Here is a 16,138-nt window from a genome sequence, read left to right on the forward strand (position 1 = left end):
GCGACGCTCCCCTTTCCTGAAGCCTTTTTGACGAGAGCTAGTCTACCCTTTTTTAGATAATCTCAGTCAAGAGCGCTTAGATAATGTGAAGCGACGCGCAGGGGCAGGGCCCGGCGAGAAGGACGAGGCGTCGAGAAGGACCTCCCCGAGAAAGTCCGCGTCAAAGGGGATCGCGTCCGCAAGGCCGAGCGGCCCCGTCGAGGCGACGACGAGGTAGTTGTCCTCCTCGGCATGGCGCTCGTCGGTCGCGGGCGCCACCTCGACGTGCGGGAAGACCGTGAGCGCCGTGGCCACGAAGGAGCGCAGGAACCCCACGTCCGCCCCGCCCGAGCGCGACACCACGTTCGCCAGGCAGACCCCGCCGGGCGCGAGCGCGCGGCGGACGAGCCGCAGGGCCTCAACGGTGGCGAGGCGGCGCACGGGCTCGGCCCCCACGAAGGCGTCGAGCACGACGGCGTCAAGCGAGGCGGGCTCGGCGCGCTCGAGCACGGACCGGCCGTCGTCGCAGACGACCGTGAGGTCACCGCCCGCCGCCCGGGCGCGCGCGACGGCCTCGTCCAGGAAGAACCAGCGCCGCGCCGCGCGGATGACGGCCGGGTCGATCTCTGCCACCTCGGTGCGGACGCCGGGGTGCCCGGCCGCCACGAGCTTGGGGAAGGCAAACCCGCCGCCGCCCACCACAAGGAGCCGGTGGGCATCCGGTCGCAGGTCAAAGACGCGCGCGAAGGCCCGGTAGTAGGCAAAGGGCGGCTCCATGCGACGCTCGCCGAGGTAGGTCGCGGACTGGAAGACGCGGCCCGTGCGCATCACGCGGACGCGCTCGCCCGCGTCGTCGCGCATGGTGTAGACGAGCGCGAGCCCGCAGCGCCCACGCACCAGATGGGGGTCGAGCGCACGGACGCGCAGCGCCACCGCCCCCGCCGCGGCAAGGGCCGCGCCGGCGAGCGCGCAGCGCGTGACAAGGCCATCCCTCACGTCTCCCCCTCTCCTCGCCTCCATGATACCCACCTGCTACGATTGGCCCGAAGGAGGAGGCATGTCACTCAGAGTCATCATCTCGCCCGCCAAGAAGATGCGCACCGTCGACGAGGAGCCCCGGCCCCAGGGCACCCCCGCCCTCCTTGGGCGGACCCGACGGCTCATGGAGGCCGTGCGCGCGCTCTCCCGCGAGGAGGCGCAGGCCCTCTGGGGCTGCAGCGACCGCCTTGCGGACCTCAACTACGAGCGCTTCGGGCGCATGGACCTCGCGCGCGACCTCACGGCCGCCGTCATCTCCTACGAGGGCATCCAGTACCGGCACCTGGCCCCGCAGGTCATGGGCGTAGACGAGCTCGCCTGGCTCCAGGGCCACCTGCGCATCCTCTCGGGCTTCTACGGGATCCTCCGGCCGCTTGACGGCGTCGTTCCCTATCGCCTTGAGATGCAGGCGCGCCTGGCGGTGGACGGCGCCCCCGACCTCTACCGCTTCTGGGGGCGCGAGCTCTACGAGAGCCTTGCGGGCGAGGGCTGCTCGCTTGTGGTCAACGCCGCGTCGGTCGAGTACGCGCGGGCGGTCACGCCCCACGTCCGCCCGGATGGCCCGCAGGTCGTGACCTGCCTCTTCGGGACCGTGCGCGACGGGCGGCTCCGCCAGCAGGCCACCGAGGCCAAGGCAGCGCGCGGGACCTTCGTGCGCTGGTGCGCGGAGAGGGCCGTCGAGGGCGCCGACGAGCTGCGCGCCTTTGACGAGCGCGGCTACCGGCTCGACGAGGGGCGCTCCGACGACAGGACCCTCGTGTTTGTGAGGGGGTAACGACATGCCCGGCATCGACGACATCATCGAGCAGGTCCTGGCCGCGGCGCGCGGGCGACTCGAGCGCGGCGTCGAGACCTCCCGGGCCTACGGCGACGAGCCGATCCTCATGCGCGGCTCCCAGCTGGCGAGCTACCAGCCCGAGCCCATCCGCCAGATGCGCGCCCTTGCGCGACGCCCCGAGGCGCGCTCCTGGACGGACGCCCGCCTCTTTGTGGAGCAGGCGCGCCTCATGAGCGGCTACGAGGACGACTTCCCCTCCTCAGAGCCCCTCCTGAGCTACTTCCCCACCTATGCCGCGATGAGCAACCGCCAGCTCAGGAGCTACTTCACCTGGCGCACGCACGTGCGGGCGGGACGGGTCGAGAAGACCTCGACGTCGTATGCCTACGTCTATCTCTACGAGCTCATCAACGGGGTCGGCGCGGAGCCCGGCGAGGAGGCGTTCCGCGCGATCGAGGCCTTCTGGCAGGCCTACCGAAAGTTCGATTCCGGCCTGGACCGCTACGTCCGCGCATGGCTCGTCGACTACGCGGTCTACCACGACCTTGACCCCGCGCTCGCCCTCCCCTACGTCGCCGTCGAGCACGACTGGGCGGTCGCCGTCCTCGCCGAGGCCGAGCGCCGCGCGCTCGAGCTGGCTGCGCCCCGCAGCCGCCGCCAGGGGCCCGGCGACCTCCCCGTGCCCGAGGGCGAGGCCACGAGGCTCTTTGACGCCCTCGAAGAGCTCTCGACGTACCGCCTCGCGCACGCGCGGCTCTACCGTGAGCGCCCCGAGGAGCTGCGCGACGTCACCTACCTCGTCTTTGGCCGCCTGGCACGCTACTATCGCTCCAATCGCACGCAGGGGCTCACCGAGAGCCTCTTCGGCGCGCGACGCGAGATGCCGCACCTCATGTTTGCCTCCGCCGTGTTCTACCCTGGCGAGCGCCATCCCGACGCCACCTACGACCTTGCCGGGACGCGCCGCTATGCCTGCCGCGGCGGGCTCTGGACCTGCGACGCCCTTCACGACGGGGGCGCCCGCAGCTCAAAGCTCGGTCAGGTCCTGCGCGCCGTCGACCGGCAGCTGCGCGTGGCGCTCGACTACCCCCATCAGCTCAAGGAGCGAGGCGACCCCAAGTACCTCGTGAGCCTCGTCGACCGCGCGATCGGAGACTACCTCTCCTGGCGGCGCGCCCACGCCCCCGTCCGCGTGGAGATCGACCTCTCCAAGCTCGCGGGCATCCGCGCGGGGGCGGCCCAGACCCGCGAGGCCCTGCTCGTGGACGAGGAGCGTGAGGACGAGAAGGACCTCGCGCCCGCGCCCGCCACATCCGGGGCCGCGAGCGGGCCGGCGCCCGCGACGGCCCCCGGCCCGTCCGACCCCGCCGCAGGCGTTGGCCTCCTTCCCGAGGAGCGCGCCCTTCTCGCCGCGCTGCTCGACGCCAAGGAGGCTCCCGCCGGAACCGACCTGCTCGTCGACTCCATCAACGAGCGGCTCTTTGACCTCGTCGGCGACACCGTGCTCGAGTTTGACGACTCTGGCCGACCCACGATCGTCGAGGACTACGTCGACGAGGTCCGCTCTATCCTGGGTTGACGCGCCCTGCGCCCCGCGGGCCGTCGCCCCTGCCGTTCCGCCTTTCGTTCCCCGTGAGCGTTCTTTTGTTCGCGAGACCTTCAATGATCCATTTTGGGGAATGAAAATGTCTTTCTCGCGCACCAACGGGCCGAAGAAGGGAGAGATTGTGCCCAGCACAGACGTCGTTGGCAAGAGCGGTCTTCCGAAGCTCGCCTCCCGCCTTGTCACTGCCTACTACCAGAAGGACTACGACGCCATCCTCGCGTACCTCACGCCTGACTGCCTGTTCATCGGCGCAGGTTCCGACGTCACCTACGGAGCGCGAAGCCTGCCGCACGTCATCGCTGCCAACGCCGCCATGCCCACCTTCCTCGTGCGCGACGCCGAGTTTCACCTCGTCGAGACGAGCTCTCCCAACGAGGCCGTCATCGTGGGCTTCTACACGATCTACTCCGACGCCGACCACCGCATGCTCTCCTCGGAGCGACAGCGCCTCACCGTCAACTGCCGGTGTCAGAACGGCGCCTGGAAGGCCTACCTCGTCCACGCCTCCAACGAGTGGGGCCCGCTCGACGAGGGCGTTGCCTTTCCGGTGCGCGTGAGCCGCCAGACGTATCGCTACGTTCAGGACATCCTCCGCGCGAGCCGGAGCCGCGCGGACAGCTCCTCCGAGAGCATCACCCTGCCCGTCGAGGGCGGCACCGCCTTTGTGAACCCCGCGCAGATCATCTACGCCGAGGCAAGCGCGAAGAAGGCGCTCCTGCACCTCACGGATCGCACCATCACGGTGAAGCTCCTGCTCAGCAACGTGATTGACCTGCTTCCCCAGCAGTTCACGCGCGTGCACCGCAGCTACGTGGTGAACCGCAACCACATCGTGTCGCTCTCGGGCGGGGAGATCGTCATGTCCAACGGCGACCACATCCCCATCCCCAAGCGCAGGAGGCGCGAGATCGAGCTCGAGCTCTCCCGCAGAGCCGAGTAGCCGGATGCCCAAGAAGAGCGCGCTCGCCCATTGGGCGCGGACGCGCGACGGCGCGAAGCCTATACTTCCACCTACCGGACAGGGCCCGGGCACGCACGGGCCGCGGCGGCTGCGCAGCTGCGCGGCCGCGCACGAGATGGCCGGAAAGGGGTGAGACATGGATGCCAGCCTGAGCAGACGGCAGCTCGTCGAGCAGGTCAGAGACCGCATTCTCGCCTGCCTTGCCCAAGACCGCGCGGGCTTTCTCGACCTGATGGACGAGCAGAGCGTCGTGATCCTGGCGGGGTCGCGGGTCTACCGCGGGAGAAGCTCCGTTGAGAGATACCCCCCCCCAGCCTAAAGGGCGTGAGAGTGAGCGACGCGACCTTTCGCGCCCTTGACATCGACAAGAGGGACGAAGCCGTCATCTTGGGCACCTACCTGCTGAGCGGGCCCTGCGCCGACGGGACCGTTCGGCAGCGCGTCACGGCGGGGCTGCGCCTCGTCGACGGGAGCTGGAAGATCGACCTCGCCCACTTCTCCAACGAGTGGAGCATGTCCGAGACGGCGGGCGAGAAGGCCCCCGAGGGCACGCGCCGCCTCCAGCTGCGCTCGGAGGACGGCCTGGTCTTCGTTGACCCCGACGACCTCATCTACGCCGAGTCGGCCGGAAAGCGCTGCGTGCTGCACCTCACGGACCGCACCGTGACGGTCAGCGCCCTTCTGGGCGAGCTGTGCGACCTCCTCCCCGGGCAGTTCGTCCGGGCGGGCCGGTTCTACACGGTGAACGTGGGCTACGTCCAGAGCGTCGGGCGCGAGGGGATCGCGTTCACCACAGGGGAGACGATCCCGGTGCCGGCCCGTCGCGCACGGGAGATTCAGGCGGAGATCTCGGCCGCCATCACCCGCCACTTCGGCTGACCGAAGAAGGGCGGCCCCATCACCCCGGCTCGGACGGGACCGTTTCCCTTGAGTCCTTTGAGTCAATGCGAACATATGTGCTATACTTGCGCTCCCGAGACAACGTGGAGAGGAGCATCGTGAGCGAGGCACCCAAGGTTCCCAAGCGCATAGCGGCGGTCATCATCAACTCGCTCAAGGGCGGCGTGGTCCCGCGCATCGGGCTTCCCTACGTCACCGTGGGGCGCGAGCGCGAGATTCAGGCGCTCCTGCACGACCTCGACCTCGTGGCGGACGGCGGCGCAAGCTTCCGCTTCCTCGTGGGCCGCTACGGGGCGGGCAAGAGCTTCCTCCTGCAGACCATCCGCACGCACGCCATGGGCAACGGCTTTGTGGTGGCCGACGCCGACCTCTCCCCCGAGCGCCGCCTCCAGGGCGGGCAGGGACAGGGCCTCGCCACCTACCGTGAGCTCATCCGCAACCTCTCCACCAAGACGCGGCCCGAGGGCGGGGCGCTCCAGCTCGTGCTCGACCGCTGGGTGGCCGCGCTGCGCGAGCAGCCGGACCCCGAGGCCGCGCTCGCGACGCAGCTGGCGCCCATCCAGGAGCTCGTCTGCGGCTTTGACTTCACGCGCGTGCTGCGCCTCTACCGCACGGCCACCCTCGAGGGCAACGAGGAGCTCCGTGCCGGCGTGGTCAAGTGGCTGCGCGGCGAGTTTCGCACCAAGACCGAGGCGCGCGGCGAGCTGGGCGTCAACGCCTGCATAACGGACGACACCTGGTACGAGTACCTCAAGCTCTTTGCGCAGTTCCTCGTGGGGGCGGGGTATCAGGGCCTCATCGTGCTCGTGGACGAGCTCGTGAACCTCTACAAGATCCCCAACGCCACCTCGCGCCAGTACAACTACGAGAAGATTCTCACCATGTACAACGACACGCTCCAGGGCAAGGCGCGCCACCTCGGCATCATCATGGGTGGCACGCCGCAGTCCGTTGAGGACCGCCGTCGGGGCGTCTTCTCCTACGAGGCCCTCCGCAGTCGCCTCACGCAGGGACGCTTTGCGAGCACCGGCCTCTCCGACATGCTCGCCCCGGTCATTCACCTGGAGCCCCTCAGCTACGAGGAGCTGCTCGTGCTCATTGAGAAGCTGGCAGACATCCACGCCGGCTACTTCGGCTACGAGCGCACGCTCACCGAGGCGCAGCTCGTGAGCTTTCTGCAGGTCGAGTTTGGCCGCGTGGGCGCCGACACCCACCTCACTCCGCGCGAGGTCATCCGCGACTTCATCGAGCTGCTCGACATCGTCTGCCAGAACCCGGGGGCAGACGTGGACGCGCTGCTCAGGACCGACGCGTTCTCCGGGGCCGTCGCCGCCGCCCCGGCCGTTGCGGCGGGCGAGAAGGACGTGGATCCCGCCTTCGCCGAGTTCACGATCTAGGCGCCGCCGTCGTCATCCCATACCTTCTCGACCACGTCACGCTCGCCCACTACATACGCGGAGTAGATGGGTTCATCCGAGAAAGCCGCACTGACCTCGAGGTACCGAGGCTCGCCGTCCTCTTCGGGCAGCTCGTAGTAGACGACGCCGTCACCCGTCCACGAGACACAGCAGGGCCGACCAAAGCGCTCCTCGAATTCGTCCAGGGTCTTTCCGCCCTCGTCGAGAAACGCCGCGGCCTCGCCGACGTCGGAGATGGCGTCACCAGCCTCGTAGCGCAGCGGGTCGTCGTACACGAGGCGCGTCTCCCACTCCAGGGGATAGTCCAACCGAAGGCGCAGGCCCGTCCCCTCGGGCCACTCCGCCCCACTCGCTTCGTAGAGCATCGCCGAGTACGCGTCCTCCGACCACACGACGATCCTGGAGACGCCCACCTCCGTTTCGTCGAAGTCGTTCTCGCTCACGAGCGTCATGAAGCACCAGTAGTTCTCGTCGTCGAGGGCAAACGAGAAGCCTGCCGAGAGCTCGACGCGGCGCCTGCCGTGATCGACACTCACGGACTCCTGGGGCATCGTCACCGAATGGGAGTCCAGGTATTCGACGTGGCCGGAGCAGCGCGCCACCAGCTCGTCGGCCTGCGCCTCAAGATCATCGGAGCTCGCCCGGGCCTTGGGCGAGAAGAGCGCGACGACCGCCCCTCCATCTCCCGTCTCGAGAGCACCGAGAAGACCCTCCGCCGCGTCGAGGCAGGCCTGTCCCCGCGGGCTCACGTACTCTTCGCCGCTCAGCTCGCTGTGAAGCAGGCGCCAGAGCGTGTCGGCCTGCTTCGCGCACCCCGGACAGACGACGAGCAGGCACGCCCCCAGGGCCACGGCACAAAGGCGCCCGATGACGTGCGTCGACGCGTTCCTGCGCACGGGGCCCCCTTTTGGTCGGCGCAATCGGGTAGAGTGTCTCTGACGGAAACCGGACCTCCTGAAAGTATAGATGAGCTTGTCATGACGGCAGTTGTGGTTCGCAACATCGTGGGCTTCCTCGTGCAGGTCGCGCCGGCGGGGTTTGCCGAGCAGAGCGATGGCTTCATGTACTATCCCCCGCGCCTCGTGGTGCTCGCGCTGACCAACGCGGTCTTCTTCGGCGCGATGGCCGCCATCATGCGATCCGTGAGGAGGTCGCTTGCCGCGCGCCTTGCCGACTCCACGTGGTGGCACATGACGGCGCTGCTGCTCACGATCGTGGGCACGCTCCTGCTGGGCGCGTGGCTGCCGCCGCTCGACTACGCGGGCATCTACTTCACCCTGTGCTTCGTCATCGCCATCGACTGCGTCGCTCTCGTCGGGTGGCTGCTGCGGACGATTCGCGAGGCGAGCGAGCAGGCCGAGCACCAGGCGACGCTCGAGCGGGCGCTGCGCCACACCGATCGCGCCCGTGACGAGCTTGCGGGTGAGCTCGCCCGCGCCCACGAGCGCGTGGCGGAGCTGGAGCGCCGGGGCGCCGCCGATCCCGATGAGACGCCGGTCGTGCTCGCCACCCCCGCCCAGGCGGTGAGCTTCCTGCCCGACGAGGTCTCCTACGTCGACTCGCTCAACCGGGTGCGCGCCATACACTTTGCCGACGGAGAGTCCATTCAGACGAACATGACGCTCGCGCAGATAGCCGAGGCGCTGCCGAAGGGGCACTTCGCCTACTGCCACCGCTCCATCGTGGTGAACCTTCGCCATGTGCGCTCAGTGGGCCCGACCAGTCTCGCACTCAATGACGGAACGGAGCTTCCGGTGAGTCGTCGTCGTCTTGCCGAGCTGTGGGAGACCCTGAGCGGCATCCAAGCCGAGTAGGCTACCGTTCGGTCGCCAGAACGACCATTGGGTAAAAGGGCTGCTCATCTCCCACATAATGGCAGGGTTCCCGACACGAGGAAAGGAATCTGCCTATGAACCTGGCAGGCACCCTGTTCGCCCGTCAGGCCCGCTCACCCAGGGCCCAGCGTCCCGTGCGCAGCGCCGCCGCCTCGGCTCTTCTCGCGGTGACGCTCGTTGTCACGTCGGCGCTCTTCGCCACCCTCTTTGCGATGCCTCAGCCGGCGCGCGCCGCAGTGCCGGTGAGCTTCAAGGTGACGGGCGGTCAAGAGGACGTCAACTACCGTCTCACCGCCTACAACGAGCTCTATATCATGACGACGACGCTCACCATCTCCACGACCGAGCCGATCGGAGCCGACCACATCGTGGTTGACACCGGGGCGACGGACGACCCCGCCCGCCTGACCTTTGACGGCGTCACCATCATCAGCGGAGACTGTCCCATCAACATTCTTGTCGCCCCCAACCCCGCCACGTCCACCGACTACCCGGTGCTCGTTGGCAGCGAGGATCTCTATAAGCCCTCGACGCTCCAGCTCGTGCAGGATGCCGTCACCACCTATGATGGCTCCGCGGTCACCAGCGACGAGGTCGTGGCCCAGGCAAGCCAGGGCGCTCGGGACGTGACGGGCGAGCTCGTCGTCTCGTACGCCCCCGAGGGGACCGACGACTTTGCCGAGGGGCTTCCCCGAGACGCCGGGACCTACCGCGTGCGCGTCTCCCTTCCCCAGCGCCTGGTCGAGGGCGTCTGGTACTCCCCGGCAACGGCTGAGACCACGCTCACCGTCCAGGCCGCAACGCCCACGTTCCAGGTGACCAACCAGAAGCTCGCGGACGATGCCATCCTGTCTGACGTGCGCGCCCCCGAGACGGGCGCCGGCGTCACGCTTTCCGACGGAACCGTCGAGACGGTGACGGGAACCCTCACCTGACACGCCTCCTCCGACCTCTCGGACGAGCTCGCGGCTGACACCCCGCTCGCCTCCCTTGCCCAGGACGACTTTGTCACGCTGTGGTGGAGCTTCGAGCCCGACTCCGCGAACTACGCGAGCCCCGTCACGGGAAGCACCGTCATCGTGCTTGAGGAGGCCGTTGAGCCCACGCCCGACCAGCCCTGCGATGATCCCGCCGAGAAGCCTGGCAGCCAGACGACGCAGCGTCCTGCTGAGGGGTCCGGCCAGCCCTCCCCCTCTGCGCCCATCGCGTCGAACGCGCAGGCCGTCCCCGAGACCGGGGACCCCGGCGCCGCTCAGGCGCTGCTTGCCGGCTGCGTGGGCATCGCGCTCTCCGGCATGGGGGCGTTCCTGAGAGGACGTTCTTCCCGCCGCGCCTAACCCCTTGTGAGCGCAAGGAGGCCGAGCCGCCCGCATCCACGATGCGGGCGGCTTTTTTGGCAAGCGCCGACCCCAACCCTTGCATTATGAAACATCTGTTCGTATACTTGGCCTCGAGGAGAGGGGGAGGCATGGGCGTCTTCGACCGATACGCGCCGTTTGTGCAGGACTTCATCTACGCGCACGAGTGGGAGAGCCTGCGCGGGATCCAGGTTGCCGCAGGCGAGGCCATCTTCGACACGGACGACCACGTACTCCTGTGCGCCTCCACGGCGTCGGGCAAGACCGAGGCGGCCTTCTTTCCCATCCTCACCGAGTTCTGGGAGGACCCTCCCTCCTCCGTGGGCGCCCTTTACATCGGACCCACCAAGGCGCTCATCAACGACCAGTTCTATCGTCTGACCGACCTCTGCGAGGAGGCGGGAATCGCCGTCTGGCACTGGCACGGGGATGTCTCCTCCTCGCACAAGGCCAAGCTCATGAAGCGCCCCTCAGGCATCCTGCAGATTACGCCGGAGTCCCTCGAGGCCATGCTCATGCGCCGCCACGCTGCCGTCTCGAGGCTCTTCTGCGACCTTCGCTACGTGGTCATAGACGAGGTCCACGCGCTCCTGCGCCAGGACCGCGGCGGCCAGTGCCTCTGCCTCATCGAGCGCCTGGCACGACTGGCGGGCGTGCGGCCGCGGCGCATCGGCCTCTCCGCCACCATTGGGGACCCAAAGGCCGTGGGCGCGTTTCTCGCCGCGGGCACCGGGCGCAACACCGTCATCCCCCGCGTGGAGGAGCCGCCGCGCACCTGGCGCATCTCGATGGAGCACTTCTACAACACCGACCCGCAGGCCGACGAGTCCGAAAACCAGACAACGAGAAATGTGGTCGAGGCAGACGTCGTCTCGCTGGAGCCCCAGGAAACCTCGCCAGAGGACCAGGCGCTATCGCCGCGCGCAGCTCTGCAGCCCGAAGGGCAGGGCTGTTTGAGCACGGCGGTAGTCCCCGGCCCTCCCGAGGCCCCCACGGACCTGGCGCCCGCGAACGCCGACCCGGGCATCGGCTACATCTTCGAGCACACGCGCGGCCGCAAGTGCCTGATCTTCTCCAACTCCCGCGAGGAGGCGGAGGAGGTCTGCACGACCCTGCGCTCATACTGCGAGTTCAACGGGGAGCCCGACCGCTTCCTCATCCACCACGGCAACCTCTCGGCGGCCATCCGCGAGAGCGCCGAGGAGCAGATGCGCGACGACGCCGCGGACGTCAGCATCGTGGCCACCTCAACGCTCGAGCTCGGCGTGGACGTCGGGCGCCTCGAGCGCGCGTTTCAGATTGACGCCCCGTTCACGGTCTCGAGCTTCCTGCAGCGCATGGGTCGCACCGGCCGGCGCGAGGCGCCCCCCGAGATGTGGTTCGTCATGCGAGAGGAGCAGGCGGAGGCGCGCACGCTGCTTCCGGAGACCATTCCCTGGAAGCTCCTTCAGGGCATCGCCCTCATCCAGCTCTACCGAGAGGAGCGCTGGGTGGAGCCCCCGCGGCTCGATCGGCTGCCCTACAGCCTGCTCTGCCATCAGACGCTCGCCACCCTCGCCTCGGAGGGGGAGCTCTCCCCCGCCCAGCTCGCAAGCCGCGTCCTTACGCTCACCTACTTCCATCGCGTCACCGCAGATGACTTCCGCGAGCTCCTGCGGCACCTCATCCGCAACGACTTCGTCGAGCAGACCGAGACGGGCGGCCTCATCGTGGGTCTTGCCGGGGAGCGCGTCACGAGCTCCTACAAGTTCTTCGCCGTGTTCCAGGAAAACGTCGAGTATGCGGTCCGCTCCGGCTCCGAGGAGATCGGGACGCTCTGCGCGCCGCCGCCGCCCGGGGAGAAGGTCGCCATCGCAGGTCACGTCTGGATCGTCGACGAGGTGGACCACGAGCGCCACCTGCTCTACGTGACGCAGGTCAAGGGCAAGGTGCCCGCATACTTTGGCGAGGTCGCGGGGGACGTGAGCACCCGCGTCCTCGAACGCATGCGCCGCGTGCTGGAGGAGCACGCGGCCTACCCCTACCTCATGCCCCACGCCCGCGCGCGCCTTCGGCAGGCGCGCCACGTGGCCAGGTCCTCCTGCCTCACGGACGGCCCCCTCATCTGCCTGGGAGAAAACAGCAGGGAACAGACCATGTGGTGCCTGCTGCCGTGGCTTGGGAGCTACGCCTTTCTCGCCCTTGAGCGCCTCATCAAGATCAAGTGCGCCGACGAGCTGGGGATCAAGGCCTTCAGCTCGTCGCGGCCCTATTTCATCACCTTTGTGATGAGGGCGGACGAGAGGGCGTTCTTCTCGGTGCTGTGTGACGCCGCCGAGCGGCTGGGGGACCCCAACGAGCTCCTCTATCCCGCCGAGATCCCCTATTTCGAGAAGTACGACGAGCTGGTGCCGGAGAGCCTCATCCGCAAGGGCTTTGCCGAGGGCGTGCTCGACGTCGCAGGCATGAAGGCCCGCGTGGCCGAGTGGGGACGTCGCGCCCTCCCCTAGCAGGCGCGCGACGGCTGGCCTCCGGCGCCGGGCAGCGCACATGCCCAGCCGCCCCAGCCGCCCCGGCCGGCCAAGGACCTAGGGCGTCGCTTGGCGCTCCTATAGAGCGCGAGCGCCCTCTGGGCTGCTTTCTCGCATGCCCAAAGGGCGCTCTCGGCGCACCTGCCGCAGGGGCGGCTCTTGTCAGACGAAGTCCCTAGTCACGCCCGGGTCGCACCTTCGAGGAGGCAACGAGAAGGACGGCGCCCAGAGCTCCGGAGATGACCAGCACGCCGGCCTGCGTGGCATCACCGGTGCTCGGAATCACGTTCTCGCCCTTCTGCGGCGCAGGCTTGGCGGAGCCAGCGGGTGCCTTGGGGGCATCAGCGCCGTCGTTCTTATCGCCGTCGCCCTGGCCGGGGGCATCGGTGCCGTCGCCCTCGTCGTCGCCGGGAACGTTGCCGTCATCGTCACCGGGGACGTCGCCGTCGTCGCCCTCGTCAACCGGAGTCCACTTGGCGTAGAGCGTGATGTCTTCCGTGACGACGTCGTTCTCGAAGTCAAACGCGATCGTGCACGCCGCGTCGGTGAACCAGCCGCCAAACGTGTAGCCATCGCGGACCGGGTCGCTCGGCCTCTCCACGCGGCCGGTCTCGTCAGCCTTGAGGACCTCGGTCGTCCCGTCGCCAAAATCAAGAGTGACCTCAGCGGAATCGGGCTCAGGCTCGGGCTCGGGGTCCGGGTCAACGACGGGCTCCGCAACCGTAAACGCAACGGTGTACGTCTTCTCGGTGCCGTCCTCGGCCGTGACCGTCAGCGTCGCCGTGGCGGCGCCATCAACCAGCTCGACCGGGAGGGCCTCGGTGCTCGCGACGTCGCTCTCCGCGACACCGCTCAGGACCACCTGGCCCGTCGTGCCCTCGGGAAGCTCGACCTCGTAGCGAGTCTCGTCCGCCGAGAAGCCCTCAAGGGCAACGGCAGTGCCACCGTTCAGCGCGTAGGAGAGCGAGGCGAGGTTGGCGTTGGAGTCCCTCACCACCTCCTTCTCGTGGAAGACCTTGAAGCAGTCGATGTTGAAGGAGTTGCCTGTGGCGGAGGGGTTCTTGAGGCCGTTGTTCTCAAGACGGATCGTGTGCTCCCCCTCCTCGTCGAACACCACCGTGAAGGCGCGCTTGTTGAACTGCTGGGCCGAGGTGTACTGGTCGTCGACGCCGACCTGCTCCCCATCGACGAGAATGTCGATCGTGCCCGCCCCGGGGCCGGTCTTGGTGTAGACGGAGATGGCCTTCCCGGTGAACGTGTACTCGACGAAGGTGCCCGTCTGGCTGTAGTAGATGTGGGTGCCGCCGTGTCCCTGGGACCCGGTCACGAGGTTGTAGCCGTCGCTCTTCTCGACGCGGTCATCCTCGGCCTCCACGTACTCGACGTCATAGTCGTCCTCGCTGGGCTCGTCGTCGCTGCCCTCGCCCGGGCGAAGGTCGGGGTTGCCCTCGTCGGGCACCACGTCCACGGACTCGCCGTTGTAGATGCCGGCGTTCGCCTTCCCGTCGATGACCGCCGGGTTGCCGTAGAAGTCCTCCTGGACGCCCGCGTCGGTGAGGACGTCCGTGTTACCCATGCCGATCGCCGGGGAGCCGTGGACGAGCTTCGCCATCTCCATGGCGTCCTCAAGGGACTCGATCCCGTAGAAGGTTCCCGCGAGGGGCGAGTCGTCAACGGAGACGTTGCCGCTGTTGGCGCCTGCGTTCTGCGGCTCGCTCGGCGAGTGGGTGCCTGCGAACACGTTGTTCTTGAAGGACGTGTTGGGGCCGAGGTCGTAGGCGTCCGCCTTCGAGGCCATGCCCTCGTTGGGGAGGTAGAAGACGTTGTTCTCAAAGAGGATCTCGTCGCCCTTGTAGACGGGGTGCACCACGTTGGTGTTGACGAAGGTGTTGTTGTAGACCTTCGCGTTCTGGATCTTGGTGCTGGCGTCCTCGCCCACGCACACGAGGATGGCCTGGTGGGCGGCATAGCCCGCCGTGTCGTTCACGCTCAGGTTGTAGCGCACGGTGTTGTTTCGGTTGTAGGAGTTGGTCCTCACGTGCAGCATGATGCCGCCACCCACGTTGTTGTGGGAGTAGTTGTACTGGATGACGCCGTTCTCGGTCATGTCATCGAGGTTGAACGCCATGCCGTCCATGGTGTTCCTGCCGTTGCACACCTCGTTGTACTGGAAGAGCATGTCGTTCGCGCGGTCGCACCAGATGCCGCAGCCATAGCCCGCGTAGGACTGCTGGAAGGTGTCCACGAGGTTGCCCTCCACGAGGACGCCCGAGGTGTAGAGCGGCACGATGCCCGCGCGCTGAACGTTTTTGACCTCGTTGTTCCTTATGACAACGTTGGTGTGACGATAGGCCCTGTCATCGAGCTCGCCGCGGATGTTGGTGGTGGTGATGCCGTTGGAGTGGCAGTTCTCGATCTTGTTCCCCTCGATGAGGACGTCATCGAAGATCGTGGGCCCCTCGTCGAGGACCGCGCCCGCCGTGGAGGGGCTCGTCGCCTGGCTCAGGTCGCGCTCGGTGTAGCTGACCACGTTGATGCCACCGGTGCGGTGCGTCGTGCGGGCGCCGTAGAACGTGGTCCCGCCGCCCTGCGGCACCACGTCCCAGATGGAGTCCTGGCCGTTGTAGCCGCGGATGTCAAAGATCTCGCAGTTCTTGATGTGGATGTGGTGGTAGGTGCCACCGCCCCAGGCCTCCACGCGGATGCCGCTGCGCTCCTTGTCCTGGCCGTCGTCGCTCCAGTTGGTCACGCGGAGGTTGTTGATCTCCCAGTACTGCTGGTTGCAGAGGTAGACCGCCGAGCCCGCCTCGCCAAACGGGCCGTTGTCGCGGAAGCTGGGCGCATCGGAGCTGCGGCCGTCGCCGTCAATGAGGGGCTTCTCGCCCTCGCCGTACATGTCAACGACGATCGGGGCGTCCGCGGAGCCGCTGCCCTTGGGGTAGAGCTGACCGCGGAACTCGGACCCCGCCTTGATCATGATCTTGTCGCCCGGGGCAAACGCGATGCCGTTGACGTCGTCGAGCGAGTCAAAGGCCGCGTCCTCGCTCAGGCCGTCGCCGTCCGCCGCCGCGGAGGAGTCGAGGTAGTAGGTCGTGTTGCCCGGGGACTGCACCGTGTCGTCGACCGTGGTCTCGTCAAGGCTGATGACCTCGAAGTAGTCGAAGTTGAAGTTGCCCCGCTCTCCGGCGAGCGTGGTGAGCACGATCGTGTGCGACTCGTTCGTCTCGCTGAGGTCGGTCGCCTCGAAGAGCTGCGTCTGGAAGGTCGCGGTCGACGAGTTGATGTACTCGTCGATCTCCCCGAACGACGTCCCGTCAATGGAGACGGAGAGCTTGCCGGCGCCGTTGCCGCACTTTGTAAAGAAGCGCACGCCCGTGCCCTCAAACTGCAGCGTCACGGTTGCGCCGATCGCCGAGGTCTTGAGGTGCGCGCCGCCGTTGGAGGCGGGCTCGGCCTCCCGCACGAACTGCGTTGCCATGCTGGAGCCGATCTCATGGCTCAGCACGGCATCCTCCGCCTGCACGGTCGTGGTCTGCAGCTCCGCGCCGGTCCCCGCCTCGACGGCGGCGAGCGCCCGACCATGCGGCATTACGCACGCGCCCATCACGGGCGCCGCCGTCAGGGCGATAAGAACGCCCATCAGGACACGAGACACCGTTCTCTTCTTCATCCTCTGAACCTCTGTTCCTCAGACGTGTTTCCACAAGTGAGCGAAAATCGTAGCAACTGGCCGGCGTCTTCTTGGCCGGCTCTCT

13 protein-coding genes are annotated in these 16,138 nt (G+C 67.8%); 10 read left to right on the top strand and 3 right to left on the bottom strand.

Annotated features, from left to right (window positions below; genetic code table 11):
• Positions 1 to 66: 66 nt before the first annotated feature.
• Complete coding sequence (locus tag B5F84_RS07545; RefSeq protein WP_239378312.1) at positions 67 to 975, bottom strand: fused MFS/spermidine synthase; 909 nt, start codon at positions 973 to 975, stop codon at positions 67 to 69.
• Positions 976 to 1,036: 61 nt separating this feature from the next.
• On the opposite strand from B5F84_RS07545, the gene yaaA reads away from it, so the two are divergent.
• The 6 genes from yaaA (at position 1,037) to B5F84_RS07575 (ending at position 6,659) form a co-directional block, all read left to right on the top strand.
• Positions 1,037 to 1,792 (top strand): peroxide stress protein YaaA, encoded by a 756-nt coding sequence (yaaA, locus tag B5F84_RS07550; RefSeq protein WP_087322401.1) that lies wholly within the window; start codon positions 1,037 to 1,039, stop codon positions 1,790 to 1,792.
• A 4-nt stretch (positions 1,793 to 1,796) separates the two neighbouring features.
• Positions 1,797 to 3,374: a TerB N-terminal domain-containing protein gene (locus B5F84_RS07555; protein WP_087322403.1), complete on the top strand. Its 1,578-nt coding sequence runs from the start codon at positions 1,797 to 1,799 to the stop codon at positions 3,372 to 3,374.
• 148 nt (positions 3,375 to 3,522) lie between these two features.
• Positions 3,523 to 4,341, top strand: coding sequence for a LytTR family transcriptional regulator DNA-binding domain-containing protein (locus B5F84_RS07560; RefSeq protein WP_158094513.1), 819 nt, complete (start codon positions 3,523 to 3,525; stop codon positions 4,339 to 4,341).
• Positions 4,342 to 4,498: 157 nt separating this feature from the next.
• Entirely contained in the window at positions 4,499 to 4,681 is a 183-nt protein-coding gene (locus tag B5F84_RS07565; RefSeq protein WP_087322406.1) for a hypothetical protein, read from the top strand.
• A gap of 11 nt (positions 4,682 to 4,692) precedes the next feature.
• The gene (locus B5F84_RS07570; RefSeq protein WP_087322408.1) at positions 4,693 to 5,241 is read left to right on the top strand and encodes a LytTR family DNA-binding domain-containing protein; all 549 of its coding nucleotides are present in this window, start codon (positions 4,693 to 4,695) and stop codon (positions 5,239 to 5,241) included.
• A 116-nt stretch (positions 5,242 to 5,357) separates the two neighbouring features.
• Positions 5,358 to 6,659: an ATP-binding protein gene (locus B5F84_RS07575; RefSeq protein WP_239378314.1), complete on the top strand. Its 1,302-nt coding sequence runs from the start codon at positions 5,358 to 5,360 to the stop codon at positions 6,657 to 6,659.
• Here the strand turns inward: B5F84_RS07575 and B5F84_RS09590 are convergent.
• A complete protein-coding gene (locus B5F84_RS09590; RefSeq protein WP_158094514.1) occupies positions 6,656 to 7,576 on the bottom strand; it encodes a DUF5104 domain-containing protein in 921 nt (306 codons plus the stop codon). The genes B5F84_RS07575 and B5F84_RS09590 overlap by 4 nt on opposite strands.
• A gap of 81 nt (positions 7,577 to 7,657) precedes the next feature.
• Here B5F84_RS09590 and B5F84_RS09500 point away from each other — a divergent pair, with 81 nt between their 5' ends.
• The 4 genes from B5F84_RS09500 (at position 7,658) to B5F84_RS07595 (ending at position 12,362) form a co-directional block, all read left to right on the top strand.
• A complete protein-coding gene (locus tag B5F84_RS09500; protein WP_158094515.1) occupies positions 7,658 to 8,494 on the top strand; it encodes a LytTR family DNA-binding domain-containing protein in 837 nt (278 codons plus the stop codon).
• Between the two features lie 95 nt (positions 8,495 to 8,589).
• Positions 8,590 to 9,450 (top strand): hypothetical protein, encoded by an 861-nt coding sequence (locus tag B5F84_RS07585; RefSeq protein ID WP_087322411.1) that lies wholly within the window; start codon positions 8,590 to 8,592, stop codon positions 9,448 to 9,450.
• A gap of 144 nt (positions 9,451 to 9,594) precedes the next feature.
• Positions 9,595 to 9,852, top strand: coding sequence for a hypothetical protein (locus tag B5F84_RS07590; RefSeq protein ID WP_087322412.1), 258 nt, complete (start codon positions 9,595 to 9,597; stop codon positions 9,850 to 9,852).
• Positions 9,853 to 9,983: 131 nt separating this feature from the next.
• Entirely contained in the window at positions 9,984 to 12,362 is a 2,379-nt protein-coding gene (locus B5F84_RS07595; RefSeq protein WP_087322414.1) for a DEAD/DEAH box helicase, read from the top strand.
• A gap of 196 nt (positions 12,363 to 12,558) precedes the next feature.
• On the opposite strand, the gene B5F84_RS07600 is transcribed toward B5F84_RS07595, so the two are convergent.
• Entirely contained in the window at positions 12,559 to 16,053 is a 3,495-nt protein-coding gene (locus B5F84_RS07600; protein ID WP_087322416.1) for an InlB B-repeat-containing protein, read from the bottom strand.
• Between the last annotated feature and the right edge of the window lie 85 nt (positions 16,054 to 16,138).

It is taken from the genome of Olsenella sp. An290 (assembly GCF_002159535.1).
GTDB lineage: Bacteria > Actinomycetota > Coriobacteriia > Coriobacteriales > Atopobiaceae > Thermophilibacter.

Coding starts and splice junctions, on each gene's coding strand:
- yaaA (WP_087322401.1), top strand. CDS start 1,037: ATGTCACTCAGAGTCATCATCTCGCCCGCCAAGAAGATGCGCACCGTC.
- B5F84_RS07555 (WP_087322403.1), top strand. CDS start 1,797: ATGCCCGGCATCGACGACATCATCGAGCAGGTCCTGGCCGCGGCGCGC.
- B5F84_RS07565 (WP_087322406.1), top strand. CDS start 4,499: ATGGATGCCAGCCTGAGCAGACGGCAGCTCGTCGAGCAGGTCAGAGAC.
- B5F84_RS09500 (WP_158094515.1), top strand. CDS start 7,658: ATGACGGCAGTTGTGGTTCGCAACATCGTGGGCTTCCTCGTGCAGGTC.
- B5F84_RS07585 (WP_087322411.1), top strand. CDS start 8,590: ATGAACCTGGCAGGCACCCTGTTCGCCCGTCAGGCCCGCTCACCCAGG.
- B5F84_RS07595 (WP_087322414.1), top strand. CDS start 9,984: ATGGGCGTCTTCGACCGATACGCGCCGTTTGTGCAGGACTTCATCTAC.
- B5F84_RS07600 (WP_087322416.1), bottom strand. CDS start 16,053: ATGAAGAAGAGAACGGTGTCTCGTGTCCTGATGGGCGTTCTTATCGCC.